Origin of the sequence: Rhizobium sp. RAF36, from assembly GCF_052114105.1 — a bacterium.
GTDB lineage: Bacteria > Pseudomonadota > Alphaproteobacteria > Rhizobiales > Rhizobiaceae > Rhizobium.
This window is the reverse complement of the sequence record NZ_JBFREC010000002.1, coordinates 1031470-1056519: the sequence shown is the minus strand read 5'-3', so window position 1 is coordinate 1056519 and position 25050 is coordinate 1031470. Positions and strand designations below refer to the sequence as shown.

Below are 25050 nucleotides of genomic sequence, written 5' to 3'. Positions count from 1 at the left end.
AAGCGACATCGCCAATTTCGGCTCGCTGAGAGAGGCACGAGCGGATGCAGCCAGCCAATCTCCCCCCTTGAGGGGGAGATGCCCGGCAGGGCAGAGGGGGGTAGCCACGCGCACAACACCCATCCTCAATACCCCACCGGCGGAACCGGCTCGTCGCGCGGCTCGGCCATCCGCATCTCGTCGGTATTGTCGGTGCCGGTGTCCTGGTAGGCGCGGTAGGTCAGCACCAGCAGGAAGGCGAGGAAGGAGAAGGAGATGACGATCGCCGTCAGGATGAGGGCCTGCGGCAGCGGGTTGGCGGCACCCGCGGGCAGCGTGTCGAGACCGGCGGCGATGATCGGCGGCACCTCGCGGGTCAGGCGGCCGGCGGTGAAGAGCAATAGGTTGACGCCGTTTCCGAGGATGGCGATGCCGAGCATGATGCGGATCGAGAATTTCGACAGCATCAGATAGATCGCGGCCGAGAAGAACAGGCCCGAAAGAATGGCGACAAGCGGCTCCATCAGTCGTCCTCCCTTTCTTCCAGCGCCAAAGCAATGGCGGTGATGGCGCCGAGCACGACGAAATAGACGCCGATATCGAAGAGCATGACCGAGGAGAGCGGCACTTCCAGACCGAGGATGGTTGGATAGATCCAGAGCCCGGTCATGAAGGGGACGCCTGATATGATCGACAGCAATCCGGCGGCCGTGGACATCAGCAGTCCGGCACCGGCGATTGCCAGCGGGTGGATACGGATGGCGCGGCGCACGGCCGGCACGCCATTGGCGATGCCATAGATCGCCAGCGCGGAAGCCGCGATCAACCCGCCGATGAAACCGCCGCCGGGCTCGTTGTGGCCGCGCAGTAGGATGAAGACGGAAAAGAGCAGCATCAGGGCCGTGAGGAAGGGGGCGATGGCGCGGAAGATCAGGGTGTTCATGGGTGGGCGGCCTCGCCTTCCCTTCTCCCCCGCGGGGAGAAGGTGCCCGGCAGGTCAGGCGCAACTTGTTGCGCCGGGGATGAGGGGGCCGCGGGCTCGAAGCGATTAATGAAGCTGGGCACGGCCTTACCGTGTAGCCCCCTCATCCGGCCCTTCGGGCCACCTTCTCCCCGAGGGGAGAAGGGAAGAGCCTGGGTCACCATCACGTCTCCCTCCCCGGCCGCTTCGGCAGTGGCCGGACGCCGCCTGCCCGCATGCCGATCAGGGCGATGATCGCCAGGGCGGCGACGGCGACGACGGCGATTTCGCCCAGCGTGTCGGTGCCGCGGAAATCGACGATGATGACGTTCACGACATTGGCGCCGTGGGCGATGGTCTTCGAATAGGTGTTGAAGAAATCGGAAAGCGTTGCATCGAACGGCCCAGACGTGGCGCGGATAAGCAGCAGCGTCAGCCCCGCACCGCAGGCAAGCGCGATCGCCGCATCGGCAAAACGCTGGCCGGGCGGGCGCCGGTCGGCGGGTGAGAGCCTGAGCCGGGTCATCACCAGCGCCAGGATGACGACACTCAATGTCTCGACCATGAACTGTGTGAAGGCAAGGTCAGGGGCGCCGAACAGCAGGAAGATCAGCGCCACGGAGAGGCCCTGGATGCCGAGCGCGGCAATCGCCGTCAGCCGGTCGCGCGCCACCAGCACGGCGCCGAGCCCCGCTGCAGCAAGAAAGAACACCGCCCATTCATAAAGGCGCACATCGCGCGGCCAGACGATCGCCTGTGGCCACTCGCCATAGACATAGAGCGGCACCAGCAAGATCGCCGCCAGCAGCACGAAGGTGGTGGTGACGTAGATTTCGAGCTTTCCCGGCTGCAGCAGCCGGGTGACGCGATGCGAGAGGCGCACAAGGCCCGAGATGAAGAGATCGAAATACCAGTCCGGCCCCGGCCCGGCAGCGCGGAAGAAGGCATCCGTCCATCGGCGGCAGCGGTCGAGCTGCCAATAGATAACGATGCCGAGCGCGATGGTGACCACCGACAAAAGCAGCGGCACGCCGATATGCGGCAGCAGCGAGATGGTGACCTCCACCGGCCGGTGCTCGATCGCGGAGGCCATGGGGATGGAGATGTAGCGATGAACGGCGGGCGCGAAGATGGCCGCGGCAAGGCCGAGCAGCGCCAGAAGCGCCGGGCCGAGCCAGAGCAGCAACGGCGCCTCGTGGGCGATCTTCGGCGTGGTAACGGGCGTGCCGATGAACGGCTTGAGGCCGACGGCGAAGGCAATCGCAAACATCAGCACATTGCCGAAGATCGCAACCGAGGTGAAGACGATGGAGCGCAGATCGCCGAGCGCCAGGGCGGCATAGATCTCCTCCTTGGCGAGGAAGCCGAAGAAGGGCGGCAGACCGGCCATCGAAATCGCGGCGGCAAGGGCTGCGGCGCAGGTGAGCGGCATGGCCGGTCCGAGACCGCTGAGGCGGGTGACATCGCGGGTGCCGGTCTCGTGATCGAGAATGCCGGCGACCATGAACAGCGCGCCCTTGAACAGCGAATGGGCGACCAGATAGAGCACCGCCGCCTCGATCGCATATTCCGAACCAAAACCGGTGAGCAGCACCAGGAGGCCGAGCGAGGCGACCGTCGTATAGGCGAGCTTCAGCTTCAGATCGGTCTGGCGTATGGCGAGCGCCGATCCGGTGACCAGCGTCATGCCGCCGAAGAACGGCAGCAGGATTTCCCAGGCGGGCGTTTCACCCAGCAGCGGATGGAGGCGGAGCAGCAGATAGACGCCTGCCTTCACCATGGTTGCCGAGTGCAGGTAGGCCGAAACCGGGGTCGGCGCCTCCATGGCATTCGGCAGCCAGAAGTGAAACGGAAACTGCGCCGACTTGGTGAAGGCGCCGCCAAGCACGAGGAGCAGCGTTGCCAGATAGAACGGGCTCTGGCGCATCAGATCGCCGGCTTCCATGATCAGCGACAGCTGGGTGACGCCGGTGATGTTCCAGATGAACAGCAGCCCCGCCAGCAGGCAGAGCCCGCCGCCGCCGGTGACGACGAGCGCCTGAAGCGCCGCGCGCCGGGCTGCCTCGCGCTCGTGGTCGAAGCCGATCAACAGGAAAGAGGTGATCGAGGTCAGCTCCCAGAAGATGAAGAGCATCAGGAAGCTGTCGGACACGACGAGACCCAGCATCGAGCCCATGAACAGGAAGATGAAGGAAAAGAATCGGCCCTGATCTCTATGGCCCTTCAGGTATCCCCCGGCATAAAGCACGATCAGCGTGCCGATGCCTGTGATCAGGAGGGCGAAGGTGAGCGACAGGCCATCCAGGAACCAGGAGAAGCTGAGATTGTAGCTCGGCACCCAGACATAGCCGCCGGTCGCGACTTCGCCGGCGGCGATTTCGGGCAGAAAGCGGGTGAAATGCAGGAAGGCGAGCAGCGGAAAGAGCGCCAGCGGCCAGGCGGCTTTGGCGCCGAAGATGCGGACGGCAAGCGGTGCGGCGGCAGCGCCGATGAGCGGCAGGCACAAGGCAAGGAATGTCAAAGCCGTGACATCGCCCATGCGCCCTCCCCTTGCCAGAACCTAGAAAATTCCGGAAAAACCGGGTGCGTCGCCAAGATTTAGGTCAATCGGCGGCGGGTCTCAAGCCTTTTCGGGATGGGTGCACAGGCAAAGCGCGGCCCGGCAGCGGTATGGATCAGCGGCAACAGAAGAACCAGCGGCCAGAACAGGCAGGCGGCCAGCCCGGCGATCCGCCAGGGGCCAAAGCCGTCATGGTTCACCCAGCCCTCCAGCGAGGTGGCGGCCATGCAGAGCGCAGCGGCGCCAGCATAGGCAATGACGAAGATAACGGTCAGCACCTCCAGATCCCCCTGTTGCGCCGTTACCCGGTAGAATAGGCGCTGGAGCGGCCAGCCGCAAACCTGCAATAGGGACTAAGCTTTTCAGGCTACTCTTGATCCGGCCCGATTTCCGATCCACATTCCGCAGGTCGAAATTTGTCTTCTCCGGCGCCGAAGGAGCAAGCCCCCATGTCCGACACCGACAGTTTGAAGATCGACAAGACCGACGACGAATGGAAAGCGCAGCTGACGCCGGAGCAATACCGCATCACGCGGCAGCACGGCACCGAACGCGCCTTTACCGGCCCCTATTGGGATCGTTTCGAGACCGGCCTCTACCGCTGCATCTGCTGTAATGAGCCGCTGTTCCGCTCCGATACCAAATTCGACGCCGGATGCGGCTGGCCGAGCTATTTCGAGGCGGTTTCGCCTGAAGCGGTGACCGAGTATCGCGATACGTCCTATGGCATGGTGCGCACCGAAATCCGTTGCGCCAATTGCGATGCCCATCTCGGCCACGTCTTCCCCGACGGCCCGCCACCGACAGGGCTGCGGTATTGCATCAATGGGCATGCGATGGTGTTCGAGCCGGAGTGATCAGCGGCGCAGGCGCTCGACGACGAGCGCTGCGGCTGTTCTACTGACGTGGATGACGCGGCAAGGTTAGAAAAACCGTCTAATCGGTCTTTTTCGGACTCACTCCGGCACCCGCAACTCCATAAACGTCAAATCCAGCCAGCGGCCGAACTTCTTGCCGACTTCCCTGAAGGTGCCGCCGTTGCGGAAGCCGAGCTTTTCGTGGAGGGCGATCGAGGCGGTGTTGTTGGCCTCGATCCCGGCAATCATCACGTGGATGCCGTTTTCGGAGGCGCGCTTGATCAGCGCCTGCATCAACAGCTTGCCGATGCCCGCGCCCTGATTGTCTTTCTCGACATAGACGGAATGCTCGACCGTGTGGCGGAAACCGTCGAAGGCGCGCCAGTCGCCATAGGAGGCGTAGCCGGCGATCTCGCCGTTGCGTTCCGCGACCAGCACCGGAAAACCTCTCGCCTTGCGGGCATTGAACCATTCGACGCGGTTTTCGAGATCGACGACCGTCTCGTTCCAGATCGCCGTCGTGTGCTCGACCGCGTGGTTGTAGATGTCGCGGATCGCAGCAAGGTCGGCTTCGGTGGCGTCGCGAAGGGTGACGGCGTCGGTCATATCATGTTCCATTCCGGCGGATATTGCAGGACCGATACGCTGGCATTCCGGGGATGTAAACCCGGAGATTTGCCGCGACCGGGATTGCGGTTTGCGCTAGTCTGCGGCGATCTCTGAGGGAGCCTTCATGCGTCTATTCTTCCTTCTTCCGCTGCTCCTTGCAGCGGCGCCCGCCCTTGCCGACGGCTGGAAGCCCTATGCCAATCCGCGCTTTGGCTATGTCATCGATCTGCCCGGCGATTTCCGCACCGTCAGCGAGGCTGACAATGGCGATGGCATCACGCTGCAATCGAAGGATGGCAAGGCGACCTTGCTGGTGTTCGGCTCCACCGTGACCGAGGGTACGCTCGGCGAAGATGTCGCCAACCGGAAGCAATCGGAAAAGGACGAGGGCTGGACGATCACCTACGAGAAATCGGCCAAGGACTGGATGAGCTATTCAGGCACCCGCAAGGACCGCATCCTCTATGTGCGGGCGGTCTCGCTCTGCCAGGGCGCCGGCGGCTATTTCACGCTCGAATATCCGAAGGCGCAGGCGAAGCTCTACGACCCTAAGGTTGCCCATCTGGTCAAGACGCTTTCGGGCCCGCCGCACTGCCGCTGATCAGAGATTGGAAGCGCTCATGCTGAAGCAGGTGAGCACGGCCGAGTAGTGTACGGCGGCCGCGGCAACGACGAAGCCGTGCCAGATGGCGTTCTGGAAGCGCAGCTTTTCCCAGACATGGAAGATGACGCCCGCCGAATAGATCAGGCCGCCGATGACGATCAGGAGCATCGAGGCGAAGGGAATGCGCGAGGCGACAGGTTCGGCAACCAGCACGCCGCTCCAGCCCATCGCCAGATAGAGCAGGATCGCCAGCCGGTCATAGCGCCCGGGAAAGACGCATTTCAGCACGATCCCGGCGATGGCGACCACCCAGATGCCGATCAGCATGGCAAAGAGCAGCGGATCGTCGGAGCCCTTTTCGAGGAACGGCGTGTAGGTGGCGGCGATCAGCACGAAGATCGACGAATGATCGAAGCGGCGCAGGAACCATTTGGTGCGCGACACCGGCCAGGCATTGTAGGTGAAGGAGATGCCGATGGTCATGACCAGACCGACGCCATAGACCCAGGCGGCGGCCAGCTCGCCATGGCTGCTCCACAGCGTCGCATAGAAAATCAACACGGTGGCGCCGACCAGCGCCAGCGCCAGCCCGACACCGTGGACGATGCCGTCGGCGATTAGTTCGTATTTGTCGTAAGCCCAGCGGATCCCGTTGAACTCGGCCATCATGCACACCCGTTTTTCATCGGCAGCAATGCTCGCATCGAACAGAGAGCGGCGCAACCGACACTAAGGCAGTAGGCGGTAAAACTTCGTGAAGCCGGGGATGGCAGGGCGCGGATTTCCGGCTATAGGCACGGCCGGAAGAGACGAGCGGCAAGAGGCCGCATCGCCGCCTTCTGCCCAAAGGCTTAGAATTCCTTCATCGATATCGTTGAAAACAGTTCCCATGATCCGCATTCTTCTCGCCGCTCCGCTGCTTGCAGCCTGCCTTTCCGTTGCCTCTGCGGCCGAGCTTCCGGCTCTGCCCGCCGCACCTGCCGCCGCCGCGCCGGTGGCGAAACCCAAGGGGCCGAAGCTTGTCGAGCCGCAGCTGCATGTGGTGCGCTCAGGGGTTCCCGGGCGTCCGCGGATCGCGCTGACCTTCGATGCCTGCATGGGCAAGGCGGATGACCGGATCATCTCGACGCTGGTTTCCGAACGCATTCCGGCGACGATCTTCGTCACCGCACGCTGGCTGAAGCACAATCCGCAGGCGCTTTCGATCTTCCTGCAAAACCCCGATCTCTTCGAACTCGAGAACCACGGCCAGAATCATATTCCGGCCGTCGACAAACCGGCGCTGATCTATGGCATTGCCGCGGCCGGATCTCCCGAAGCGGTGCATCAGGAGGTGCAGGGTGGCGCCGACGCGATGCTGGCAGCAGGCATTGCCGCGCCGCATTGGTTCCGCGGCTCCACGGCGAAATACGATCTCTCCGCAATCGCCCAGATCCGCGCCATGGGCTACAAGATCGCTGGCTACTCGGTAAATGGCGACGGCGGCTCGCTACTGGGAACGGCGATTACCGAAAAGCGGATCAGCTCCGCCAAGGACGGCGACGTGGTGATCTCGCATATCAACCAGCCGACGCATGCCGCCGGTGCCGGGGTCGCCAAGGCGATCGTCGATTTGAAGGCGAAGGGCGTGGAGTTCGTGCGGCTGGAGGATGCCGAGGGGCTTGGGGATGACAAGACGACGAATTAGTCGTTGAGGTCTTCCAACGGCGTTGAGACCTGCAAGCCCCGAGCACAACGCCCGCTCCTACCGCAGCACCGTCTCCACCCCACGCTCCCCAGCCCTGACATCCCGGAATCCGGGCCCGTCGCGGTCGAGCGCGTAGTCGTCGAACCAGTCGCGGTGGATACCCGCCACCATGGCGCCGACCATCTGGGCGGCGAGGAAGGAGAAGGTGATGCCGTTGCCGCCGTAGCCGTAGGCGGCGTAGACATTCGGCATGCGGGGCACCGGGCCGATCAGCGGCAGGCCATCGGCGGTCTCACCGAAGGTGCCGCACCAGGCGGTGGCGATTTCCGCATTGGCCTGCGGCCAGAGCCGCTTCATCTTCTCGCGGATCGCCTGCGCCTTTGCAGCGAGCTTGGCATCGCGCCGGTCGGGATCGGTGGTGGCGTCGTCCTCGCCGCCGGCAACGATGCGGTGGTCCGCCGTGGTGCGCATGTAGAGATAGGGGTCGGCATCCTCCCAGATCAGCGTTTCTCCACGCCAGAGGGTTGCCGGATCCTGCGGCACGGTGGCGATCGCGAAGCTTGAGGTGCTGCGATGCAGCTTCGGCATGTCGATGCCAGGCATCGTATAACCCGTCGCCAGCACCGCGGTATCGGCCTCGATGACGAAGGGGCCGTCGAGCTCGGCCGTCACCTTGCCGCCTTCGCTATGCAGCCGCTCCACGGTGCCCTTCACCAGCATGGCGCCGCGGGCGATGGCGATATCGAGGAGGCTCCAGGCCAGCAGCAGCGGGTCGGCCTCGGCGGAGCCCGGCGACAGGATCGCCCCATCGCGGTCGAGTTCGAACTGGGTCAGGAGATCGCAATGTTCCAGATAGACGCCCGGAAGACCGGCGCGGCGGCGTAGCTGGCGCTCCTCGTAAAGATCGCGGGCGCTCTCGTGGTTCTGTGCCAGAAACAGCGTCTGCCGCGGCTGGAACTGGCAGGGCAGCGCATGGGTGGCGACGAGCTTGGCAAGGCCGGAGACGGCAGCCGCGCTGCGGCGATACATGCGGGCCGCCCGCTCGAAACCGTAATAGTGCTCGAGTTCCGAAAGCGTGCTGTCGATTTCCCATTGCAGCATGGCGGTACTTGCCGCCGTGGAGCCTAGTCCAGGCTCTTCCTTGTCGATGACGACGACCGACAGGCCGCGGGCCGTCAGATGCTCGGCCGCCAGCGCGCCGGTGATGCCGCCGCCGATGACCAGCGCATCGGCTTTGAAACTCTGTGTCAGCGGCTCAAAGGCCGGGCGGCGCCCGCCCCTGCCCCACGGGCTGCGGCCGCTGCGCAGATCGTCCTGGCTTGCAGGGTCGAATTCGATGCCGTTTGCCATCATCGTCTCCCCTTCACTTCGGCAGCTGCGGCGTGACGCGCTCTTCGATGAACAGCTCATCGACGATGGTCATGACGATCAGCGACAGCGGCAGCGCCAGCATGGCGCCGACAGCTCCCCACATCCAGGTCCAGAAGATGATGGCGAGGAAGACGACGAAGGGATTGATCTCGAGGCGGCGGCCCATCACCGCAGGGAAGATCAGATTTTCCATCAACAGGTGGACGATGAAGAAGGCGGCCGCCGGCAGCAGCGCGAACAGCATGCTGTCATGGGTCAGGATACCAGCAACGGCGATGGCGAAGGTCATCATGGTGATGCCGAGATAGGGAATGAAGCTGGAGAGGAAGGCGAAGAAGCCCCAGAGGATGGGGACCGACAGCCCGCCCGCCCAGGCGATCACCGTCATGATCACCCCGAGGCCGGCATAGATGATGGCGGCGGTGGCGAAATAGAAGCCGAGCACCTGCTCGACCGAGCTGATGACGCGGATGGCGGCAAGGCGCTGCGGCCGGCTGCGAAAGGTCATGATGATCGTCTTGCGCAGGTTGACGCGGCCGACGAGGAAGAGCAGTAGCGCGGCAAAGAAGATCAGCCCCTGCACCAGCGCCGGCGTCAGGTTCGCGGTGACGACATGCAGGACGTTTCCTGTGTTTTCGAGCAGCTTGTCTGCCGACATCGGGCCGCTCTGGAAGGTCTCGGGCGTGATATGCAGCCAGCGGACTTTCTCGAGATAGGGCATCAGCCTGTCGATCGTCTTCTCGACGAAGGCGGGCCCCTCGTTCATCAGGGTGCCGACCGGCCCGGCCAGTGCATTGGCAACCAGGAAGATGACAAGCGCCACCGCGCTCGACAGGATTACCGCATTGGTGATGCGGGGCACGCCGAGCTTGCTCAGCTTTTCGGCGAGCATGCCCAAGATCATGCCGACGACGATGGCGAGCGTCAGCGGGATCAGGATCAGTGACATCTGGTAGACGGCGGCAAGCCCGAGAATGCCGAAGATGCCGATGATCGCCCAGGCCATGCTGACATCGAGACCATCCTTCTCGACGCGGCGCACCGGCGCCTGCTGCATCTCTTCGGTGGCGGCCGAAAGTTTTTCGGCCCAGGCGCTGGTGCGCCGCTCGCCGATGGCGATCTTCTTCGCATGCTTCTTGATGCCGTTGGCGATGCCCATATCCCATGTTCCCCGAAAGCCCAGCGCTTCGCGACGACAACGCGGATTGGGGGATTCGGTTCCTTGGGGGAGAAGGGTGGGTGCGCGGGTGTGGCTGAGCGGACACGTTTGGAAACTTCTGGTTGATTTTCTGGGAGCCGAGGGCATTGTGTGCGGAAACTGACCAATACGCCTCAGCCTATCAACCATGGACACCACGGACCGCGTATGGAGCCCATTCTCGAGATTATCGCCGCAAGCCCGCCGATCGAAATTCGGCAAGCTATCGAAGCTGCCCTGGATGCTTTCAACATCGATGCGGCGGGTATCGCCGACGCAGATCCGGATTTTGCCGTCGCATTGCGAGACCCGGAGACGAATGGTGTGTGCGGCGGTCTCTACGGCGTCGGAGACTACGGTTGGGCGTTCATCAAGCTGGTTGTGGTCCCGGCAGAATATCGCGGCAGAGGTCTCGGCACCAAGCTTCTTGCCGAAGCCGAGGCCATCGCCAAGGCGCGCGGATACGCCGGTGTGTGGCTTGATACGTTCGAATTCCAGGCACGGCCATTTTACGAGAAGCTCGGCTATACGCTATTCGGCGAACTCGAAGGCGACGGCAACGCAATCGCGCGATATTTCCTGAAGAAGAAATTTTGAACGTATCTGGCGGGACAGGTGAAGGGATGGCGGCGGTAGAGCGGCATGTGATCGATCGTGGCGACGGCGCCTCCGTCGAGCTTTTCCAGGCGGAAAGAACGGGTGGCGCGCCGATGGGAGCCATCCTTTTCGTCCACGGCAATCAGGGCGGAATGCTGCTGGGGGCCAAGGAGGCAGCCGACAACGGAACGCTGCTGCGATTCTCCTCACGCCTGAACGTGACGGCGGCGTCCGTATCGCAGCCGGGCTTCGGCGCATCGGAAGGACCGGCGGATTTCTGCGGACCGGCGACCCAGCGGGCGATTATCGCCGCCCTCGACTTCCTCAAGGCGCAACCGGCCGTCGATCCGGCCCGCATCGTCCTCTATGGCAACAGCCGCGGCGCTGTTGCGTCTGCGATGGTCGCAGCGCAGGTGGCCGACCTGAGGGCGCTCATCCTGTCGGGCGGCGTCTACGATCTCAAAGAAGCCTACCAAAACAGCGCTCCGGGCCTGCAGCAGGCGATCATCCGGGAAGCTGGCACTTCGGACGAGGCGTTCCTGGAGCGCTCCGCGCTTTATTACGCACACGAGATTCGCGCTGAAACATTGCTTCTGCATGGCCAATACGACGACCGGGCGCCGATCGAGCAGGCCGAGACGTTCGCGGCCGCGCTTTCGCAGGCGCGGGTGCCCGCGGCGCTGCACCGGTTCGAATGCGGGCATCAGATCCCCCTCGAACAGCTGACCCCCGTTCTCCGGGATTTTCTGACGAGCGTACTTGCCCCTGCCACTGCGACATACCACTGAGCGGCCTAGCGGCGCGGGGGCAGATCCCACTGGCGGTAAAGATCATTAAGCGCTCCGGCGGTGCGGCATTCGATCACCGGCAGGCTCGATGTCTCGAGCATTCTTGAATATCGCGCGCCGCTATCGCGGGTCTTGACCAGAATCCAATGAACCATTTCCCATTTGAGGCTGTCCTTCGCGCCTTCAAGATGGCCAGCGCGCCCGGCGCGATTGACAAGCGTGCGCCTGAGGTAGCGGGCGAAGCGGCGCCAGTGGTTCGAGGTGATCAAGATGGCCCCGGTGGCGCGTGCAAAGCGCTGCGGCATGAGGCGCGTATAATTGCCCTCCATGATCCAGCGCTCCCCAAGAATTGCCGCATCATGCAGCGCGGCGAATTCCGGCTCCGGGCGCGGCTGCCAATCGGTGTTCGGTAGATGATGAAGCTGGTCGAGGTGAATGGCGGGGATGCCGAGTTTTGCTGACAGGGCAACCGCCAGAGTTGACTTTCCCGCATTGGAGGGGCCGAGCACAACGATGCGCTCGCCAAGAGAATGCGAGGGCAGCATGAAAACACCGGTTGAACTTTGAGGTGCTCTTCAGTCGCCCGGAGCGCTGTGCCTTGTCAACGCGAAAGAGAGTTGACGCCTCGCTGTCGAGCCCGGCCGCCACCGCGAAATGCTGCTAATTTTACCCCGCCACCGTCTCCAACACCCTCCCCAGCCTCCCCACTGCCACATCCGCCTCCTCCGCCGTCAGCCCCGAAAAGCCCAGCAGCAGCCGCGGTTCCGGCGAGGCGGAGATGTGCATCGGCGAAACGGGGATGACGACCACGCCACCCTTGAGCGCGGCCTCGGCCAGCGCGCGGTCATCGCGCCATGTGCCGGTGCTGGAGACGGTGAAGTGGATGCCCTGTTCGGGGACCGGGGCGATCAGGTGATCGGAGAGCCGCGCCTTCAGCAGGAACGCGAGATTGTCGCGGGCGGCGCGGTGGCTTTCGCGCAGGCGGCGCAGATGGGCGGGAAAATAGCCCTCGTTGAGGAAATCGGCGACGACCAGCTGGTGGAGCGGCGCCGGGAAGCGGTCGATGATCGGGCGGACGGCCCGGAAGGCGGGGACGAGATCGTCCGGCACGATCAGATAGCCGACGCGGAAGCCCGGCAGCAGCGCCTTGCTGAACGTGCCGGCATAGATCACCCGGCGCGTCGCATCGAGCCCTTGCAGCGAGGCGATCGGGTGGCCGTCATAGCGGAACTCGCTGTCGTAATCGTCTTCGATGATCCAGCTGCCGCGGGCCTGGGCGAAGGCCAACAATTCCAGACGCCTCGCCAGCGGCAGGGCCGAGCCTGAGGGATATTGATGCGACGGCGTGACGTAGATCGCCGCCGGCGGCTGGCCATCGTAGAGAGACAGTTTCTCGGTGATCAGCCCTTCGCCATCGACCGGCAGGCCGGATATCGCAGCACCGTTCAACAGAAAAGCGAGCCGTGCCGGCGGATAGCAGGGATCTTCGATCATCACGGTTTCGCCGGGGGAAACGAGAACGCGGATGGCGAAATCCAGCGCCTGCTGGGTGCCTGATGTGATGAAGATCTGGCCGGGATGGCAGCGCACGCCGCGCGAGGCGGCGAGATGGGCCGACACTGCCTGTCTCAGCGAGAGCTCGCCCTGCGGATCTCGGTAGCGGTCGCTGGCATAATCGATATGGCGATGGGCAAGCCGCTTCAGCAGACCGGCGGTGCGCGCGTCGTGGATCACCCGGCCGGTGGCGAAGGCGACCTGGGCGGGCGGTGCCAGATCGGTGCGCATCGCCAGCCGCGCGGCGGTGGAGATGCCGCGCCTGGCGCTGTTGTCGGCCATCTCGCGGGCGCTGCGGCTGCCTGAGGGCATCGGCGGCAGGCCGGAGGCGACGTAGGTGCCCGAGCCATGCCGTCCCTCCGCATAGCCTTCGGCGATCAGCAGCTCATAGGCCTCGGCGATCAGCCCGCGCGACAGCGACCATTCCAAGGATGCGGTCCGCGTCGAGGGCAGCCGGTGGTCCGGCTGCAGCGTTCCCGCGACGATGGCATCGCGCAGCTGCAGGTAAAGCTGGCGGACTGCCGGAACCGGCGAGGACGTATCGATATCAGGCAAGAAACCGGCCGCAGCACTTTCGCGGCGGAGTGTGCGGGCGCTGGTCTGGCGGGGCAAAGTGGCTTGCATGGCGGACTCGAAGTGGCTCTGGATATGTTTGCCATTATTCCTTTTTATCGGACCACTTTCAATAACTGTCCGGACATGCCGATGCGCCCTTCCGCCGCCCCTTTTCTCTTCACCGGCACCATGCTTGCTGCGGCAGGCTATGGCGCCACCTTCCTGTTTTCGGCCTATTACCGCGCCCATGGCGGCAGCGATGTCGATACCGGGCTGACGCTGGGTGCGGCGATGGCCGGCACTTTTACCGGCGTGCCGCTGGTCGGCTGGCTGTCGGGGCGGATCGATGCCGCGCGGATGAGCGCTATCGCCACCTGCTCCGTCGCCTTCGGCTTCCTGCTGCTCGCCTTTGCGGCGGGCGGCGGCCTTGGTCTGCCGCTGGTCTCAGGTTTCTTCATCGGGCTTGGCTGGGGAATGTTTTATATCGGCGCGCCGATGGCGCTGTCCGAGCGGGTTACCGATGCCGATCGCGGCTTCTGGTTTACCCGCTTCGGCGCCTTCCAGATGGCGGGCATCGGTGGCGGCCCGGTCATTCTCAATCTCATGCTGCGGCAGGTGGGGCTCTCGGTCGAGGCGACCTTCATGCTGGTGGGTGCCGCCTGCCTTGCGGCTTCTATGCTGCTCTGGGTCTTCGGCTCGATGGCGCCCGGCGGGCCGCGAACGGCGGGACTTCGCCCCTGGGTGCGCAATATCGGCGTGATCGGCCGCAGCGCTTCCGTCCGGCCGATCCTGATGGTGGCGCTCGGCGCATGCGTCTTCTCCGGCCTGCTGACCTTCCAGTCGTCGCTGGTGGAAGGAACCTCCGCCGATGCGGCAACCTTCTTCGCCGTCTATGCGGTGACCGTCGTTGCCGCCCGGCTGCTGCTTGCCCGCTTGCTGGCGGCGCTGCCACAGGCGCAGCTTGCAACGGCGCTGCTGACCTCGATGTGCCTCGGCGTCGCCGCCATGTTCGGCACCGGCATCCACCCAGCCTTCCAGATTCTTTCAGCCATCCTCACCGGCATAGGCTATGGCCTTGTCTATTCGGTGATCCAGACCTGGGCGGTGAACAACACCGAGCCGCGCTACCGCCATGCGGCACTCACCTGGTTCGTCATGTCCTATTTCACCGGCATCTTCGGCTTCCCTGTCATCGGCGGCTGGGTGCTCGTCCATCTCGGCCGCGACGTCTTCCTCGGCATCCTGCTCGCCGCTGCGATCGCCGAACTGGCGATCGCAGCAAGCATCGGCCTCAGAAAGGTTCAGGCCGCGTAAGCGCGCTTACCGATCGACCGTCGCCATGATCCACGAGGCGTAGCGCTCGCCGGAGACCTTTTCCGGTGCGAGAGCAGCGTCGAGGCTTGCAAGGTCGGCGGCGCTGAGGGCAATGGCGGCGGCGCCGACATTTTCCTCCAGGTAGCTCTGGCGCTTGGTGCCGGGGATCGGCACGACGTCGTCGCCCTGATGCAGCAGCCAGGCAAGCGCGATCTGGCCGGGCGTTGCATTGTGATCGCGGGCGACGGCATGGACGATCTCGGCCGCCTTGACGTTCTCGTCGAAGTTGGCGCCCTGATAGCGCGGGTCGTTGCGGCGGTGGTCATTCTCCGGATATTCCTCGGCGCGCATCACCTTGCCGGTGAGGAAGCCGCGGCCAAGCGGCGAGAAGGGCACGAGGCCGATGCCGAGTTCGCGCAGAACCGGAATGATCTCCGGCTCCAGATTGCGCTCCCACAGCGAATATTCGCTCTGCAGCGCCGAAACCGGGAACACCGCATGCGCCTTGCGGATATTGGCGATGCCGGCTTCCGACAGGCCGAAATACTTGACCTTGCCTTCCTTCACCAACTCGCCGACCGTGCCTGCCACATCTTCCATCGGCACGTTGCGGTCGACGCGGTGCTGGTAGAGGAGATCGATATAGTCAGTCTGCAGCCGCTTCAGCGATCCCTCGACCGCCTTGCGGATGTCTTCGGGACGGCTGGTGGTTTCCGCGCCCCGCTGCTTGCCCTCGACGATCTTGAAGCCGAACTTGGTGCCGATCGTCACCTCGCTGCGGCGGCCCTTGAAGGCGCGGCCGAGCAGGTCTTCATTGGTGTGCGGACCATAGACTTCGGCGGTGTCGAAGAAGGTGCAGCCGAGATCGATCGAGCGGTGCAGCGTGCGGATCGCCTCGTCCTGATCGGCCGGTCCATAGGACTGGCTCATCGGCATGCAGCCGAGGCCGATCGCCGAGACTTCGAGGCCCTGAGTGCCGAGTTTACGTGTCTTGAGGCTCATGATGCATTCTCCATTCGTGATTGCATCCGGAGACTGCGCCCGGAGCGCCGAATTTCAAATACTTGTAAATTCCGATTACATGCGCCAAAATTCGGAAATGTCGCACGATCCCTTTTCCGACCTCCTCACCCTCACCAATGCCCAGTCCGTGATATCAGGCGGCTTCACCATCGGCGGCGAGTGGTCGCTGCAGTTCCGGCCGCAGCAGATCAAGTTCTATGCGGTGCTGAAGGGCAGCTGCTGGCTTGATGTCGAAGGCGGCGCCGGGCCGGTACGGCTGGAAGCGGGTGACACGTTCCTTGTCACCACCCGCGACTTCGTGCTCTGCACCGATCTTTCGCTGACGCCTGTGGAGGCCAAGCCGCTGTTTGCCACCTATATCGGCCGGGTCAAGCATATCGGCGACGTCAAGGAAGTGGAGATCGTCGGCGGCCATGCCGGTCTCGATCCGGAACGCGGCGCGCTTTTGACCGATGTCATGCCGCCCTTCATCCATGCCAAAGCCGGATCGCCGCAGGCAGCCGTTCTGCAATGGGTGGTGGCGCAGATCGTCTCGGAGCAGACCGCCGATCTGCCGGGCGGCTCGGTCGCCTCGGCGCAGCTGGCACAGCTGATGTTCGTGCAGCTGCTCCGCGCTCATCTGGATGACGGCGGCCCGCTGGCCTCGGGCCTGCTGCGCGCCGTCAGCGACCGCCGCATCGCCCCGGCGGTGCGGCTGATGCATGCCGAGCCCGGCCGCGCCTGGCAGCTGGAAGAGCTTGCCGCAGCCGCAGCCATGTCGCGCACCACCTTCGCCGTCTATTTCAAACAGGTGGCCGGCATCGCCCCGCTTGCCTATCTCACCGAATGGCGCATGCGCCTTGCCGAACGCTCACTCAGGGAAGACGACGTGCAGGTGGCAACACTTGCCCGCTCGCTCGGCTACACCTCCGAAAGCGCCTTCTCCAACGCCTTCAAGCGGGTGACCGGCCGGGCGCCGAAGTTTTACCGGAACGATACGCGGGCGATGGCCGTGGCGGCGGAGTAGCTGACGGCGCCTCAGATCGCCGGACCAAGCCTTATCGGGCTGCCGTCGGAGAAGCGTGACAGGCGGAAGCGGTCGAGATTGTGGCCCGTCGCGTTGCCCTGGATCAGATCCGACATGACGCGGCCAATGCCCGGGCCGATGCCGAAGCCGTGGCCGCTCATGCCGGTGGCGACGAAGAGACCGGCGATGGCGCCGACGCGGTCCACGATCGGGACGACGTCGGGCATGGCGTCGATCATGCCTGCCCATGTGGTTTTCAGGCGCAATTCTCCAAGCTGCGGAAACAGGTTTTCGAAGCCGCGCTTGATCGAGGCGAGATCGGATTGGCCAGGCGCCGGGTTGAGGACGCGCATGCGCTCGAACGGGCTGGTGGTCTCGGGCGTCCAGTCGCGCGGCGTCGACCAGCTGTCGGGGAAACCGGAGGGTGCTGCCGGGAGATAGCGAGTACCGAAGGGATGATCGATCAGCGCCGGAAGATATTTGGTGGCGTTGCGGAAGGCGTCGGGACCGACAAACAGCAGATTGCTGCCGCCCGGTGCCAGCGTATAGCCGCCATCCTGCCTGCGGCGGAAGGCGATGTCCTTTTCGATGGCGGCACCAGCGTGGAATTCCGGCAAGGGTTCGGTGGCGGCGACCGTGGCGCGGACGCTGAGCTGGGGGATGGAGACGCCGTGCTTGCGAAGAAACAGCGACGACCAGGCACCGCCCGCCACAAGCACATTGGTGGTCGCGATCCTGCCGCCTTCGGTCCAGACGCCCGCGACCCGGCCGGCAGTGATATCGAGCGCCCGAACCGCGCAATTCTCGATGATCCTGACACCCTTGCGGGCGGCGAGCCGCGCCAGCGCAGGCACCGCAAGCCAGGGCTCGGCGCGCATGTCCGACGGCGTCGTCATCGCTCCGGCATAGGAGCGCGCCATGCCGCCGATCCTGGCCGCGACCTCGGCGCCGTCCAGAAGGCGGGTATCGAGATCATGGGTGGCGGCGAGCTGCGTGAATTTCGCAAACTTCGCCATGTCCTTGTCGGTGCGGGCCAGATAGGTGACGCCCGCCTGCCTCAGGCCGATATCCTCGCCGCATTCTTCCGCCAGCTGCTGCCAGAGACGGCAGGCTTCCATGACGATGGGCAATTCGTCGGCATCGCGCCCCTGCTTGCGGATCCAGCCCCAGTTGCGCGACGATTGCTCTCCGGCGATGCGCCCCTTTTCCAGAAGCGTCACCTGGATATTGCGCGCGGCGAGGAAAAGCGCCGTCGAAACGCCGATCACCCCGCCGCCGACGATCACCACCTCCGAGCTTTCAGGCACGGGGCTCGCATGGCGGATCGGGTCGGCTTCTGAAAAGGGAAACATGAAGGAGGGTCTTGCTGCATGAGGGATGTCAACCGATCCCTAGCGCTGCGTTAGCAGGTGTTCAAGCATGGTTATGCTGCAGCAAGGCAGCGCCTGGAACGATCTTTCCAGAGCAGCAGTTCCTCAGGCAAACCGTAGCGCCGAGCGCGCCTTTGCCTTGGCGGCCTCTTCCTCGCGGTCACGGGGCGGCTGCGAGGTCTCAAGCGACGTCAGCAATTCCGCCGCACATTTGGCGATCGCTAGGACCGCGTGATCGAAGGCGGCCTCGTTGCGCTTCGAGGGCTTGTTGGTGCCGCTCAGCTTGCGCACGAACTGCAGCGCCGCATCATGGATTTCCGCCTCCGTTGCCGGCGGGTCGAAGTTGAACAGGGGTTTGATGTTCCGGCACATGGACTGCTTCCCTTTCTGGCTCGCCTCCACGAAAAGAGGTGTACGCGCTTTGGGAAAGCTAGTCGCATGGGCGCCAATTGCAACAGGCGCGGGGCCGGGACAGCTTGGGGCTTTCGGTGTGGTCAAACCGACTGCTAAGCTGAGGCATGACGAGCGAGCACTCCATACCTCCGCAGTATCTCATCGGCCAGACGCCGGGCTGGCGTGTAAACCATCGGATCAATTCGGCACTGCCTGGTTATGTCATAATCAGTTCGATCGCCGACACCAACAGCCTGGCCGATTTACCAGCCGAAGCGCTCGCTTCGATGGGCACAGTGTTCGCGAAGGTCCAGCACGCTCTGAGCGATGTTCTCGGCGCAGAGCGGGTCTATATCGGCCGCTATGGGCATTCGCCCGGCTATCCGATCCATTTTCATGCAATCCCGATCTATCGCTGGGTCGAGGAGCTGTTCTGGAAGGACGATCGCTACCGCATGCTCGAGCGGTTTTCCCATGGACCGGGAGAGACACCGACCGACGGCGCAGAGTTGACGCTCTTTGTCTGGCGAGAGTTTTGCGAGCGGCCGGATCCACCGCCCGTCAAGGGTCCGTCTGTTACGGAATCGATTTCGATGCTGCGTCAGGCCATTCAGTTCTAAAACTGGAAAGTGCTGCCTTTACGCCGTCAGCGTCAGACCAATCCCCCAGGGATCCCTGAGGAAGACGCCGCCGTCGCGGGCTTCGGTCTTGATCTCGAGCTTTTCCAGCGCGGTCTTGGCTGTTTCCAGCGCGGCCTTGTCGTTGAAATGTAGCGAATAGTCGGACAGGCCGGTCATGCTGGCGCTGCGGGTGCCGGCGCCGCGGCTGTTCCAGATGTTGGCGGCAACATGGTGGTGGTAGCCGCCGGTGGCGAAGAAGCTGGCGCCGGGATAGCGGGCCATGATCTTCAGGCCGAGAACGTCGCGGTAGAATGTGTCGGCTTCCGGGATATTGCCGACCTGCAGATGGATGTGGCCGATCGCGGTGCCGTCTGCCATGCCGTTCCAGGTGTCCTGAGGGGCGCTCTCATAGAGCGCCTGGAGGTCGAGGCGGTTGGTCGCCATTTCCACCTGGCCGTCTTGGTGGAATTTCCAGACGTCATGCGGGCGATCGGCATAGATTTCGATGCCGTTGCCTTCGGGGTCGGAAAGATAGATCGCCTCGCTGACGAGGTGGTCGGACGCGCCTTCGAGGACGACATTGTTATGCGCGGCATGGCGCAGCCAGCGGGCAAGCTCGGTGCGGTCAGGCATCAGGAAAGCGGTGTGGAACAGGCCGGCGGCGTTGCGGGGCGCCGTTTGCGCGTTGCCGTCCATCGTCAGTGTCAGGAGCGGCAGGCCCGATACGCCGAGCACTTCGCCGCTGGCGGTCTTTTCGATGACCTTGAGGCCGAGCATCGACTGGTAGAAGCCGGAAACGGCGGCTAGGTCCTTCACGACCAGATGCGAATGGCCGACATGGGCAGGGCGCGTCAGCGCGTAGGAAGTCTCTGTTGTCATCGATCTGTCTCCTGCCATCAGTTGCGAAGTTGCACCGGCGGTGGCGGCGAAAACGCCGCCTGTGGCAAGCTCGAGGAATGTTCGCCGGTTCATGATCTCATGGTCCCCTCGGCCACCGTACTTGCATTCTATATGGCGCATTCCGATTGTTCGCAGAAGATGCGTTCTTGCGGATAAATCGTTCAGCATCTGTTGACGCTGGAGATGCGGTGCTTGATCCGCGTCAAAGCGCCTTATGTTTCCTCCGATAGGTTGGATGCATCTCATAAGGACGAAAGACATGTACAAGAAAATCCTGGTTCCCATCGAAATCGGCGCCATCGACCGCGGCGAGAAGTCGTTTCGCAAGGCTGCGACGTTGCTCGACGAGGGCGGCGAGATCATCCTGCTCAATGTCGTCGAGGACATCCCGACCTATGTGGCGATCGATCTACCGGTCGAGCTGGTCGAGAACGCCATCAAAGACGGCAAGGCGCGGCTGGAAGCGCTGCGGCTGAAGACCGGCATTCCGGCCAGCGTCGAGATCGGCCGCGGGCCGCCCGCCAACGGCATTCTCGCCGCGGCAGAAACCCACAGCGCCGACCTGATCATCGTCGCCTCGCACATCCCCGATTTCTCCAACTATTTCATCGGCGCGACGGCAGACCGCGTGGTGCGGCATGCAAAATGCTCGGTGCTGGTGGATCGCTAGGGGCGTTCAGAGCTGTTTCAGGAAGGCGATCATCCGTTCCGAGACTTCGGCCGGGCGCTCCTGCTGAAGCCAATGACCGGCGCCGGGAATAATATGCGAGCCGCGCAGTTGCGGCACCAGCGCCGGCATGGCGGATATGATCTTGTCCATGCCGGGAATGGCGAGGCCGGGGTCGCGTTCGCCGGTCATGAACAGTGCGGGGATGGTGACGGTCTGGCCGGCGTTCGCCTGCTGCAGTTCCCAATTGCGGTCGAGATTGCGGTAGTAGTTGAGGCCACCGGTAAAGCCTGATGCCTTGAAGTCCGCGACCAGTCTTTCGAAGTCTGTGGGCGGCAGCCAGGCGGGAAGTTCCGCGGGATCGCGCAGATCGGCGAGCAGGCCGGTTTTGCGGCTGACCATCGAAAAAGGATTGGGCGTGCCGTCGCCGGGCTTTCGCGGACCCGCCTCGCCGCTTGCCGCATGGATGATCTTGCGCAGTGTCAGCGCGGGATCGCGGTCGAATTCGGCATCCGCCACACCCGGCTGCTGGAAATAGAGCGTGTAAAACAGCGCCTCGTCATTCTCCGGAAAAATCTTCGAGGGCGGCACCGGCGGCAGGCCCATCATCGGCACGCTGAGGGCAACGACGGCCCTGAACCTGTCGGGGCGGAGCAGCGCCGCCTGCCAGGCAATCGTCGCGCCCCGATCGTGACCGGCGATCAGCGCCGTCTCTTCGCCGAGCGCATCCATCAGCGCGATCAGATCGCCGACTGCGTGGAAGACGGTATACTGATCGGCGTGGCCGGGTGCCGCGGTCTTGCCGTAGCCGCGTATATCTGGCGCCACGGCGCGATATCCGGCCTTTGCCAGATCTGCGACCTGATGGCGCCAGGCATGCTTGGTTTCCGGAAATCCGTGGCATAGCAGCACGAGCGGTCCGGAGCCCGCTTCGAGGATACCCATGCTGATCGTCCTGGTGTCGATGACTGTGTCATTCATGATGGGCTCCTGATTTGTTGCCTTGGCGCCGGAAACTGAGATAACCAAGGCCGGTGCGGCGAGTAGAAACTGGCGGCGCAGCATGCGTGCTCCTTTTATCCGTAACAATATCTGTTACAGATAACCGGCACCGTCAAGATAGCGTAACAATAATTGTTGCGGAAAGGCTCGCGATGAAGACCGATGGCCGGCTTGCCCGGATGCTGCATGTGCTGGTGCATATGGGCCTGCTTGGCGGCCGGGAGACGTCGGAACGGATCAGCCAGATGCTGAACACCAATCCGGTCGTCGTGCGCCGGACGCTGGGGGCGCTGCGCGACCATGGGATCGTGGAATCGGAAGGCGGGCGCGGCGGCGGCTGGAAGCTGGTCAGGTCACTCGACGAGGTGACGGTGCTGGATATCCAGCGGGCGCTGAACGAGGGCGCGATCCTGCCTGCGCCGCTCTCGCGCGATCACCCCTCCTGCCCTGTCGAGCGCGCCTCGAATTCCGTGCTGCAGATGGCGCATGCAGCGGCCGAGAAAGAGCTTCTGGAGAGATATGCGGCGACGACGCTGCGGCAGATCGCCGAAATGGCGATCATCGATCAGGGCAAGGTACCGCCGAAGCTCGCCTGATCAACCAATGAAGCCGAAAGGCCTCAATCGTAGAGGTAATACTTCGTCCAGCTCTCTTTCGGGACCTTTTCGCCGATCTCGTACTGGAGTTCGCGGACGTTGATGTGCTGCGGGCCGGTGATGCAGGTATAGGAGAGATGGTACCAGACGCCCTTGCTGCGGAAGACGGCGCCAGGTGCCACCAGGCGATCGTCGCTCGGAACCGGATCCTTGAAGGTGTAGGCGATCACCTTGTCCGGGTTGAAGCCGGTCTTGTCCTTGTTGATGCGGCTCATCGCCTCGGTATCGCAGCTCTGCTCGAGGCGGGTCGCCGGATCGAGCTTCTCAAGCTGCTTCTTGATGGCGGGATCGACGGCATAGGCGGAGGAGGCAAGGCTGAGAAGCGATACGGACAGGACCAGGCATTTCGGCATGTAGGAATTATCCCTCTATCTGCTCAATCCGGAACAAGCCTCAGCCAGACGCCCCCGTCATCTCCATCTGGCAAGGCTAAGGTTCCGCGCGATGCTAGCGGACTTTCTTAAACAATGTGGTGACATCAAGGCAACGTGAGGAACACTTCGATTTAGCCGCAGCTTATCCACGACGGCTTGCGCGGCGCTTGATTGCGTCCCGCAGCACCTCTATCTCTTCCCCACCGCAATACCCATCCGGAGCTTTTCATTTGTCCGTTTTCAAGAACCTGCCGACCCCGCCCGCTGCTGCCAAGAAGCCGCTTTCCGATACGCGCCACGGCATTACTCGGACAGACGATTACGCCTGGCTGCGCGCCGATAACTGGCAGGCGATGTTCAAGGATCCCAGTATCCTCGACCCCGAGATCCGCAAGCATCTGGAAGCCGAAAACGCCTATATGAACGCGGCAATGGAAGACACCAAGCCGTTGCAGAAGGTGCTGTTTGCCGAGATGCGCGGCCGCATCAAGGAAGACGACTCGTCGGTGCCGATGAAGGATGGCGCCTATGCCTATGGCACGTTCTTCGTGACCGGCGGCGAGCAGCCGCGCTATTTCCGCATTCCGCGCGACGGCGACACCAAGGACGAGACGATCCGCACCGTGCTGCTGGACGGCGACAAGGAAGCGGCGGGCAAGAGCTATTTCCGCCTCGGCGGCCTCGATCACTCCACCGATCACAATCGCGGCATCTGGGGCTATGACGACAAGGGTTCGGAATTCTTCACGCTGAAGGTGCGCGATCTCGCGACCGGCGAAGACCTCGCCGATGTGATCGAGAATACCGGCGGCGGCGGCGTCTGGTCGCCGGATGGCAAGAGCTTCTTCTATTCGGCGCTGGACGAAAACCATCGCCCCTCGAAGGTTTTCCATCACATCGTCGGCACGCCGCAGAGCGACGACCGGCTGGTTTACGAAGAGCCGGATGCCGGCTTCTTCATGGGCGTCGGCGGCTCGCTGCTCGACGATTTCATCTACATCGACATCCACGATCACGAGACCTCCGAGTACCGGCTGCTCTCGACCAAGGACCTGACGGCCGAGCCTGTCATCGTTGCCGAGCGCGAGGAAGGCATCGAATACACGCTGACCGAGGGCGGCGACGTCTTCTACATCCTGACCAATGACGGCGATGCCAAGGATTTCAAGATCGTCGAGGCGCCGGTGAATGCGCCGGGCAAGGACAACTGGCGCGAAGTGGTGCCGCACAAGCCGGGCACGCTCATCATCAATCACATGGCCTATGCCCGCCACCTGCTCTGGCTGGAGCGCAAGGACGGCCTGCCGCAGATCATGATCCGTGATCGGGCGACCGGCGAGGAACATGCGATCGCCTTTGCCGAGGAGGCCTATTCGCTGGGTCTTTCAGGGGCTGCCGAATATGACACCGATGTCATCCGCTTCTCCTATTCGTCGATGACGACGCCCTCCCAGCTCTACGACTACAACATGGTGACGCGCGAGCGCACGCTGCTCAAAACCCAGGAAGTGCCGTCGGGCCATAACCCTGATGACTACATCACCCGCCGCGTCTTTGCGCCTGCCTGGGACGGCGAGAGCGTGCCGGTCACCCTGCTCTACCGCAAGGACACCGCGCTCGACGGCTCGGCGCCCTGTCTGCTCTATGGCTACGGCGCCTATGGCATCACCATTCCGGCCGGGTTCAACACCAATTGCCTGTCGCTCGCCGACCGCGGCTTCGTCTATGCCATCGCCCATATCCGCGGCGGCAAGGACAAGGGCTTTGCCTGGTATGAAGACGGCAAGATGGAAAAGAAGACCAATACGTTCAAGGACTTCATCGCAGCCGCCGACTATCTGAATCAACAGAAGTTCACATCTTACGCGAACATCATCGCCGAGGGTGGATCGGCCGGCGGCATGCTGATGGGGGCGATCGCCAACATGGCGCCGGAAAAATTCGCCGGCATCATCGCCGCCGTTCCCTTTGTCGATGTGCTGAACACCATGCTCGACGACACCCTGCCGCTGACGCCGCCGGAATGGCCGGAATGGGGCAACCCGATCGACAGCCAGGAAGAATACGAGCAGATCGCCGCCTATTCGCCCTACGACAATGTCGGCGAAAAAGCCTACCCGCCGATCCTGGCACTCGGCGGGCTGACGGACCCGCGGGTGACCTATTGGGAACCGGCGAAATGGGTGGCGAAGCTGCGTGAGAAGACGACGGGCGACGCGCCGATCCTGATGAAGACCAATATGGATGCCGGCCACGGCGGTGCGTCCGGACGCTTCCAGCGCTTGGAAGAGATCGCGTTCGAGTATGCGTTTGCGATCAAGGTTGCGGGGAAGATGTAGGCTTCGGAGGGTGGGTTACCCCCCTCTGCCCTGCCGGGCATCTCCTCCTCAAGGGGGAGATCGGCT

At 63.5% G+C, this 25050-nt stretch carries 27 protein-coding genes; 11 read left to right on the top strand and 16 right to left on the bottom strand.

Features of this window, described 5'->3' with window-relative positions; all coding sequences use genetic code 11:
* Positions 1–125 precede the first annotated feature (125 nt).
* The 4 genes from AB4Z25_RS11150 to AB4Z25_RS11135 all read right to left on the bottom strand — a co-directional run bounded on the left by AB4Z25_RS11150 (position 126) and on the right by AB4Z25_RS11135 (position 3778).
* Positions 126–503: a Na+/H+ antiporter subunit C gene (locus AB4Z25_RS11150; protein WP_112537343.1), complete on the bottom strand. Its 378-nt coding sequence runs from the start codon at positions 501–503 to the stop codon at positions 126–128.
* Positions 503–922, bottom strand: a complete 420-nt coding sequence (locus tag AB4Z25_RS11145) for a Na+/H+ antiporter subunit B (protein ID WP_442207988.1) — start codon at positions 920–922, stop codon at positions 503–505. The genes AB4Z25_RS11150 and AB4Z25_RS11145 overlap by 1 nt, the downstream gene beginning before the upstream one ends.
* Before the next feature lie 202 nt (positions 923–1124).
* Positions 1125–3479: a putative monovalent cation/H+ antiporter subunit A gene (locus tag AB4Z25_RS11140; RefSeq protein WP_112537338.1), complete on the bottom strand. Its 2355-nt coding sequence runs from the start codon at positions 3477–3479 to the stop codon at positions 1125–1127.
* Between the two features lie 59 nt (positions 3480–3538).
* A complete protein-coding gene (locus AB4Z25_RS11135) occupies positions 3539–3778 on the bottom strand; it encodes a hypothetical protein (protein WP_162698649.1) in 240 nt (79 codons plus the stop codon).
* A 171-nt stretch (positions 3779–3949) separates the two neighbouring features.
* Between AB4Z25_RS11135 and msrB the strand changes: the two genes are divergently transcribed.
* Positions 3950–4357 (top strand): peptide-methionine (R)-S-oxide reductase MsrB, encoded by a 408-nt coding sequence (gene msrB, locus AB4Z25_RS11130; protein WP_112537334.1) that lies wholly within the window; start codon positions 3950–3952, stop codon positions 4355–4357.
* Positions 4358–4456: 99 nt separating this feature from the next.
* On the opposite strand, the gene AB4Z25_RS11125 is transcribed toward msrB, so the two are convergent.
* Positions 4457–4963: a GNAT family N-acetyltransferase gene (locus tag AB4Z25_RS11125; protein ID WP_112537332.1), complete on the bottom strand. Its 507-nt coding sequence runs from the start codon at positions 4961–4963 to the stop codon at positions 4457–4459.
* A 127-nt stretch (positions 4964–5090) separates the two neighbouring features.
* Between AB4Z25_RS11125 and AB4Z25_RS11120 the strand changes: the two genes are divergently transcribed.
* The gene (locus AB4Z25_RS11120) at positions 5091–5567 is read left to right on the top strand and encodes a hypothetical protein (RefSeq protein WP_112537331.1); all 477 of its coding nucleotides are present in this window, start codon (positions 5091–5093) and stop codon (positions 5565–5567) included.
* On the opposite strand, the gene trhA is transcribed toward AB4Z25_RS11120, so the two are convergent.
* The gene (gene trhA, locus AB4Z25_RS11115; protein ID WP_112537371.1) at positions 5568–6236 is read right to left on the bottom strand and encodes a PAQR family membrane homeostasis protein TrhA; all 669 of its coding nucleotides are present in this window, start codon (positions 6234–6236) and stop codon (positions 5568–5570) included.
* Between the two features lie 223 nt (positions 6237–6459).
* On the opposite strand from trhA, the gene AB4Z25_RS11110 reads away from it, so the two are divergent.
* The gene (locus AB4Z25_RS11110; RefSeq protein ID WP_112537330.1) at positions 6460–7257 is read left to right on the top strand and encodes a polysaccharide deacetylase family protein; all 798 of its coding nucleotides are present in this window, start codon (positions 6460–6462) and stop codon (positions 7255–7257) included.
* Positions 7258–7314: 57 nt separating this feature from the next.
* Here AB4Z25_RS11110 and AB4Z25_RS11105 read toward each other — a convergent pair whose 3' ends face one another.
* Positions 7315–8607, bottom strand: a complete 1293-nt coding sequence (locus AB4Z25_RS11105; RefSeq protein WP_112537328.1) for an FAD-dependent oxidoreductase — start codon at positions 8605–8607, stop codon at positions 7315–7317.
* Between the two features lie 13 nt (positions 8608–8620).
* On the bottom strand, positions 8621–9787 hold the full coding sequence (locus tag AB4Z25_RS11100; protein ID WP_112389869.1) for an AI-2E family transporter: 1167 nt from the start codon (positions 9785–9787) through the stop codon (positions 8621–8623).
* A gap of 207 nt (positions 9788–9994) precedes the next feature.
* Between AB4Z25_RS11100 and AB4Z25_RS11095 the strand changes: the two genes are divergently transcribed.
* Both AB4Z25_RS11095 and AB4Z25_RS11090 read left to right on the top strand, forming a co-directional pair.
* Positions 9995–10423, top strand: a complete 429-nt coding sequence (locus AB4Z25_RS11095; protein ID WP_112537326.1) for a GNAT family N-acetyltransferase — start codon at positions 9995–9997, stop codon at positions 10421–10423.
* 26 nt (positions 10424–10449) lie between these two features.
* Positions 10450–11211 (top strand): alpha/beta hydrolase family protein, encoded by a 762-nt coding sequence (locus AB4Z25_RS11090; protein WP_112537325.1) that lies wholly within the window; start codon positions 10450–10452, stop codon positions 11209–11211.
* 5 nt (positions 11212–11216) lie between these two features.
* On the opposite strand, the gene AB4Z25_RS11085 is transcribed toward AB4Z25_RS11090, so the two are convergent.
* Positions 11217–11756, bottom strand: a complete 540-nt coding sequence (locus tag AB4Z25_RS11085; protein ID WP_112537324.1) for an AAA family ATPase — start codon at positions 11754–11756, stop codon at positions 11217–11219.
* Positions 11757–11877: 121 nt separating this feature from the next.
* Positions 11878–13389, bottom strand: coding sequence for a MocR-like pyridoxine biosynthesis transcription factor PdxR (gene pdxR, locus AB4Z25_RS11080; protein WP_162698662.1), 1512 nt, complete (start codon positions 13387–13389; stop codon positions 11878–11880).
* A gap of 81 nt (positions 13390–13470) precedes the next feature.
* Between pdxR and AB4Z25_RS11075 the strand changes: the two genes are divergently transcribed.
* A complete protein-coding gene (locus AB4Z25_RS11075; protein ID WP_112537369.1) occupies positions 13471–14634 on the top strand; it encodes an MFS transporter in 1164 nt (387 codons plus the stop codon).
* A 6-nt stretch (positions 14635–14640) separates the two neighbouring features.
* On the opposite strand, the gene AB4Z25_RS11070 is transcribed toward AB4Z25_RS11075, so the two are convergent.
* The gene (locus AB4Z25_RS11070) at positions 14641–15636 is read right to left on the bottom strand and encodes an aldo/keto reductase (protein WP_112537323.1); all 996 of its coding nucleotides are present in this window, start codon (positions 15634–15636) and stop codon (positions 14641–14643) included.
* Between the two features lie 97 nt (positions 15637–15733).
* Between AB4Z25_RS11070 and AB4Z25_RS11065 the strand changes: the two genes are divergently transcribed.
* Positions 15734–16663 (top strand): AraC family transcriptional regulator, encoded by a 930-nt coding sequence (locus AB4Z25_RS11065; protein ID WP_112537368.1) that lies wholly within the window; start codon positions 15734–15736, stop codon positions 16661–16663.
* Between the two features lie 11 nt (positions 16664–16674).
* Here the strand turns inward: AB4Z25_RS11065 and AB4Z25_RS11060 are convergent, their stop codons facing one another.
* Together AB4Z25_RS11060 and AB4Z25_RS11055 are read right to left on the bottom strand one after the other, a co-directional pair.
* Positions 16675–18015: an NAD(P)/FAD-dependent oxidoreductase gene (locus AB4Z25_RS11060; protein ID WP_112537321.1), complete on the bottom strand. Its 1341-nt coding sequence runs from the start codon at positions 18013–18015 to the stop codon at positions 16675–16677.
* Positions 18016–18138: 123 nt separating this feature from the next.
* Complete coding sequence (locus AB4Z25_RS11055) at positions 18139–18405, bottom strand: DUF2277 domain-containing protein (RefSeq protein WP_112389860.1); 267 nt, start codon at positions 18403–18405, stop codon at positions 18139–18141.
* 146 nt (positions 18406–18551) lie between these two features.
* Between AB4Z25_RS11055 and AB4Z25_RS11050 the strand changes: the two genes are divergently transcribed.
* Positions 18552–19046 carry an HIT family protein gene (locus AB4Z25_RS11050; protein ID WP_112517226.1) on the top strand — a complete coding sequence of 165 codons (495 nt, stop codon included), beginning with the start codon at positions 18552–18554 and terminating at the stop codon, positions 19044–19046.
* Positions 19047–19064: 18 nt separating this feature from the next.
* On the opposite strand, the gene AB4Z25_RS11045 is transcribed toward AB4Z25_RS11050, so the two are convergent.
* The gene (locus AB4Z25_RS11045; RefSeq protein ID WP_112517369.1) at positions 19065–19925 is read right to left on the bottom strand and encodes a VOC family protein; all 861 of its coding nucleotides are present in this window, start codon (positions 19923–19925) and stop codon (positions 19065–19067) included.
* A gap of 280 nt (positions 19926–20205) precedes the next feature.
* On the opposite strand from AB4Z25_RS11045, the gene AB4Z25_RS11040 reads away from it, so the two are divergent.
* Positions 20206–20616: a universal stress protein gene (locus AB4Z25_RS11040; RefSeq protein WP_112389859.1), complete on the top strand. Its 411-nt coding sequence runs from the start codon at positions 20206–20208 to the stop codon at positions 20614–20616.
* A gap of 6 nt (positions 20617–20622) precedes the next feature.
* Here AB4Z25_RS11040 and AB4Z25_RS11035 read toward each other — a convergent pair whose 3' ends face one another.
* Entirely contained in the window at positions 20623–21594 is a 972-nt protein-coding gene (locus AB4Z25_RS11035; RefSeq protein ID WP_442207986.1) for an alpha/beta fold hydrolase, read from the bottom strand.
* 173 nt (positions 21595–21767) lie between these two features.
* On the opposite strand from AB4Z25_RS11035, the gene AB4Z25_RS11030 reads away from it, so the two are divergent.
* A complete protein-coding gene (locus tag AB4Z25_RS11030) occupies positions 21768–22211 on the top strand; it encodes an RrF2 family transcriptional regulator (protein ID WP_112389858.1) in 444 nt (147 codons plus the stop codon).
* Between the two features lie 23 nt (positions 22212–22234).
* On the opposite strand, the gene AB4Z25_RS11025 is transcribed toward AB4Z25_RS11030, so the two are convergent.
* Entirely contained in the window at positions 22235–22624 is a 390-nt protein-coding gene (locus tag AB4Z25_RS11025; protein WP_112517227.1) for a DUF930 domain-containing protein, read from the bottom strand.
* A 251-nt stretch (positions 22625–22875) separates the two neighbouring features.
* Between AB4Z25_RS11025 and AB4Z25_RS11020 the strand changes: the two genes are divergently transcribed.
* Positions 22876–24984 carry a S9 family peptidase gene (locus AB4Z25_RS11020; protein ID WP_112537320.1) on the top strand — a complete coding sequence of 703 codons (2109 nt, stop codon included), beginning with the start codon at positions 22876–22878 and terminating at the stop codon, positions 24982–24984.
* Positions 24985–25050: the final 66 nt, after the last annotated feature.

Bases quoted from the DNA above. Each gene is read 5' to 3' on its own strand.
- AB4Z25_RS11150 (WP_112537343.1), bottom strand. From the start codon at position 503: ATGGAGCCGCTTGTCGCCATTCTTTCGGGCCTGTTCTTCTCGGCCGCG.
- AB4Z25_RS11145 (WP_442207988.1), bottom strand. From the start codon at position 922: ATGAACACCCTGATCTTCCGCGCCATCGCCCCCTTCCTCACGGCCCTG.
- AB4Z25_RS11140 (WP_112537338.1), bottom strand. From the start codon at position 3,479: ATGGGCGATGTCACGGCTTTGACATTCCTTGCCTTGTGCCTGCCGCTC.
- msrB (WP_112537334.1), top strand. From the start codon at position 3,950: ATGTCCGACACCGACAGTTTGAAGATCGACAAGACCGACGACGAATGG.
- AB4Z25_RS11125 (WP_112537332.1), bottom strand. From the start codon at position 4,963: ATGACCGACGCCGTCACCCTTCGCGACGCCACCGAAGCCGACCTTGCT.
- AB4Z25_RS11120 (WP_112537331.1), top strand. From the start codon at position 5,091: ATGCGTCTATTCTTCCTTCTTCCGCTGCTCCTTGCAGCGGCGCCCGCC.
- trhA (WP_112537371.1), bottom strand. From the start codon at position 6,236: ATGGCCGAGTTCAACGGGATCCGCTGGGCTTACGACAAATACGAACTA.
- AB4Z25_RS11110 (WP_112537330.1), top strand. From the start codon at position 6,460: ATGATCCGCATTCTTCTCGCCGCTCCGCTGCTTGCAGCCTGCCTTTCC.
- AB4Z25_RS11105 (WP_112537328.1), bottom strand. From the start codon at position 8,607: ATGGCAAACGGCATCGAATTCGACCCTGCAAGCCAGGACGATCTGCGC.
- AB4Z25_RS11100 (WP_112389869.1), bottom strand. From the start codon at position 9,787: ATGGGCATCGCCAACGGCATCAAGAAGCATGCGAAGAAGATCGCCATC.
- AB4Z25_RS11095 (WP_112537326.1), top strand. From the start codon at position 9,995: ATGGAGCCCATTCTCGAGATTATCGCCGCAAGCCCGCCGATCGAAATT.
- AB4Z25_RS11090 (WP_112537325.1), top strand. From the start codon at position 10,450: ATGGCGGCGGTAGAGCGGCATGTGATCGATCGTGGCGACGGCGCCTCC.
- AB4Z25_RS11085 (WP_112537324.1), bottom strand. From the start codon at position 11,756: ATGCTGCCCTCGCATTCTCTTGGCGAGCGCATCGTTGTGCTCGGCCCC.
- pdxR (WP_162698662.1), bottom strand. From the start codon at position 13,389: ATGCAAGCCACTTTGCCCCGCCAGACCAGCGCCCGCACACTCCGCCGC.
- AB4Z25_RS11075 (WP_112537369.1), top strand. From the start codon at position 13,471: ATGCGCCCTTCCGCCGCCCCTTTTCTCTTCACCGGCACCATGCTTGCT.
- AB4Z25_RS11070 (WP_112537323.1), bottom strand. From the start codon at position 15,636: ATGAGCCTCAAGACACGTAAACTCGGCACTCAGGGCCTCGAAGTCTCG.
- AB4Z25_RS11065 (WP_112537368.1), top strand. From the start codon at position 15,734: ATGTCGCACGATCCCTTTTCCGACCTCCTCACCCTCACCAATGCCCAG.
- AB4Z25_RS11060 (WP_112537321.1), bottom strand. From the start codon at position 18,015: ATGTTTCCCTTTTCAGAAGCCGACCCGATCCGCCATGCGAGCCCCGTG.
- AB4Z25_RS11055 (WP_112389860.1), bottom strand. From the start codon at position 18,405: ATGTGCCGGAACATCAAACCCCTGTTCAACTTCGACCCGCCGGCAACG.
- AB4Z25_RS11050 (WP_112517226.1), top strand. From the start codon at position 18,552: ATGACGAGCGAGCACTCCATACCTCCGCAGTATCTCATCGGCCAGACG.
- AB4Z25_RS11045 (WP_112517369.1), bottom strand. From the start codon at position 19,925: ATGACAACAGAGACTTCCTACGCGCTGACGCGCCCTGCCCATGTCGGC.
- AB4Z25_RS11040 (WP_112389859.1), top strand. From the start codon at position 20,206: ATGTACAAGAAAATCCTGGTTCCCATCGAAATCGGCGCCATCGACCGC.
- AB4Z25_RS11035 (WP_442207986.1), bottom strand. From the start codon at position 21,594: ATGAATGACACAGTCATCGACACCAGGACGATCAGCATGGGTATCCTC.
- AB4Z25_RS11030 (WP_112389858.1), top strand. From the start codon at position 21,768: ATGAAGACCGATGGCCGGCTTGCCCGGATGCTGCATGTGCTGGTGCAT.
- AB4Z25_RS11025 (WP_112517227.1), bottom strand. From the start codon at position 22,624: ATGCCGAAATGCCTGGTCCTGTCCGTATCGCTTCTCAGCCTTGCCTCC.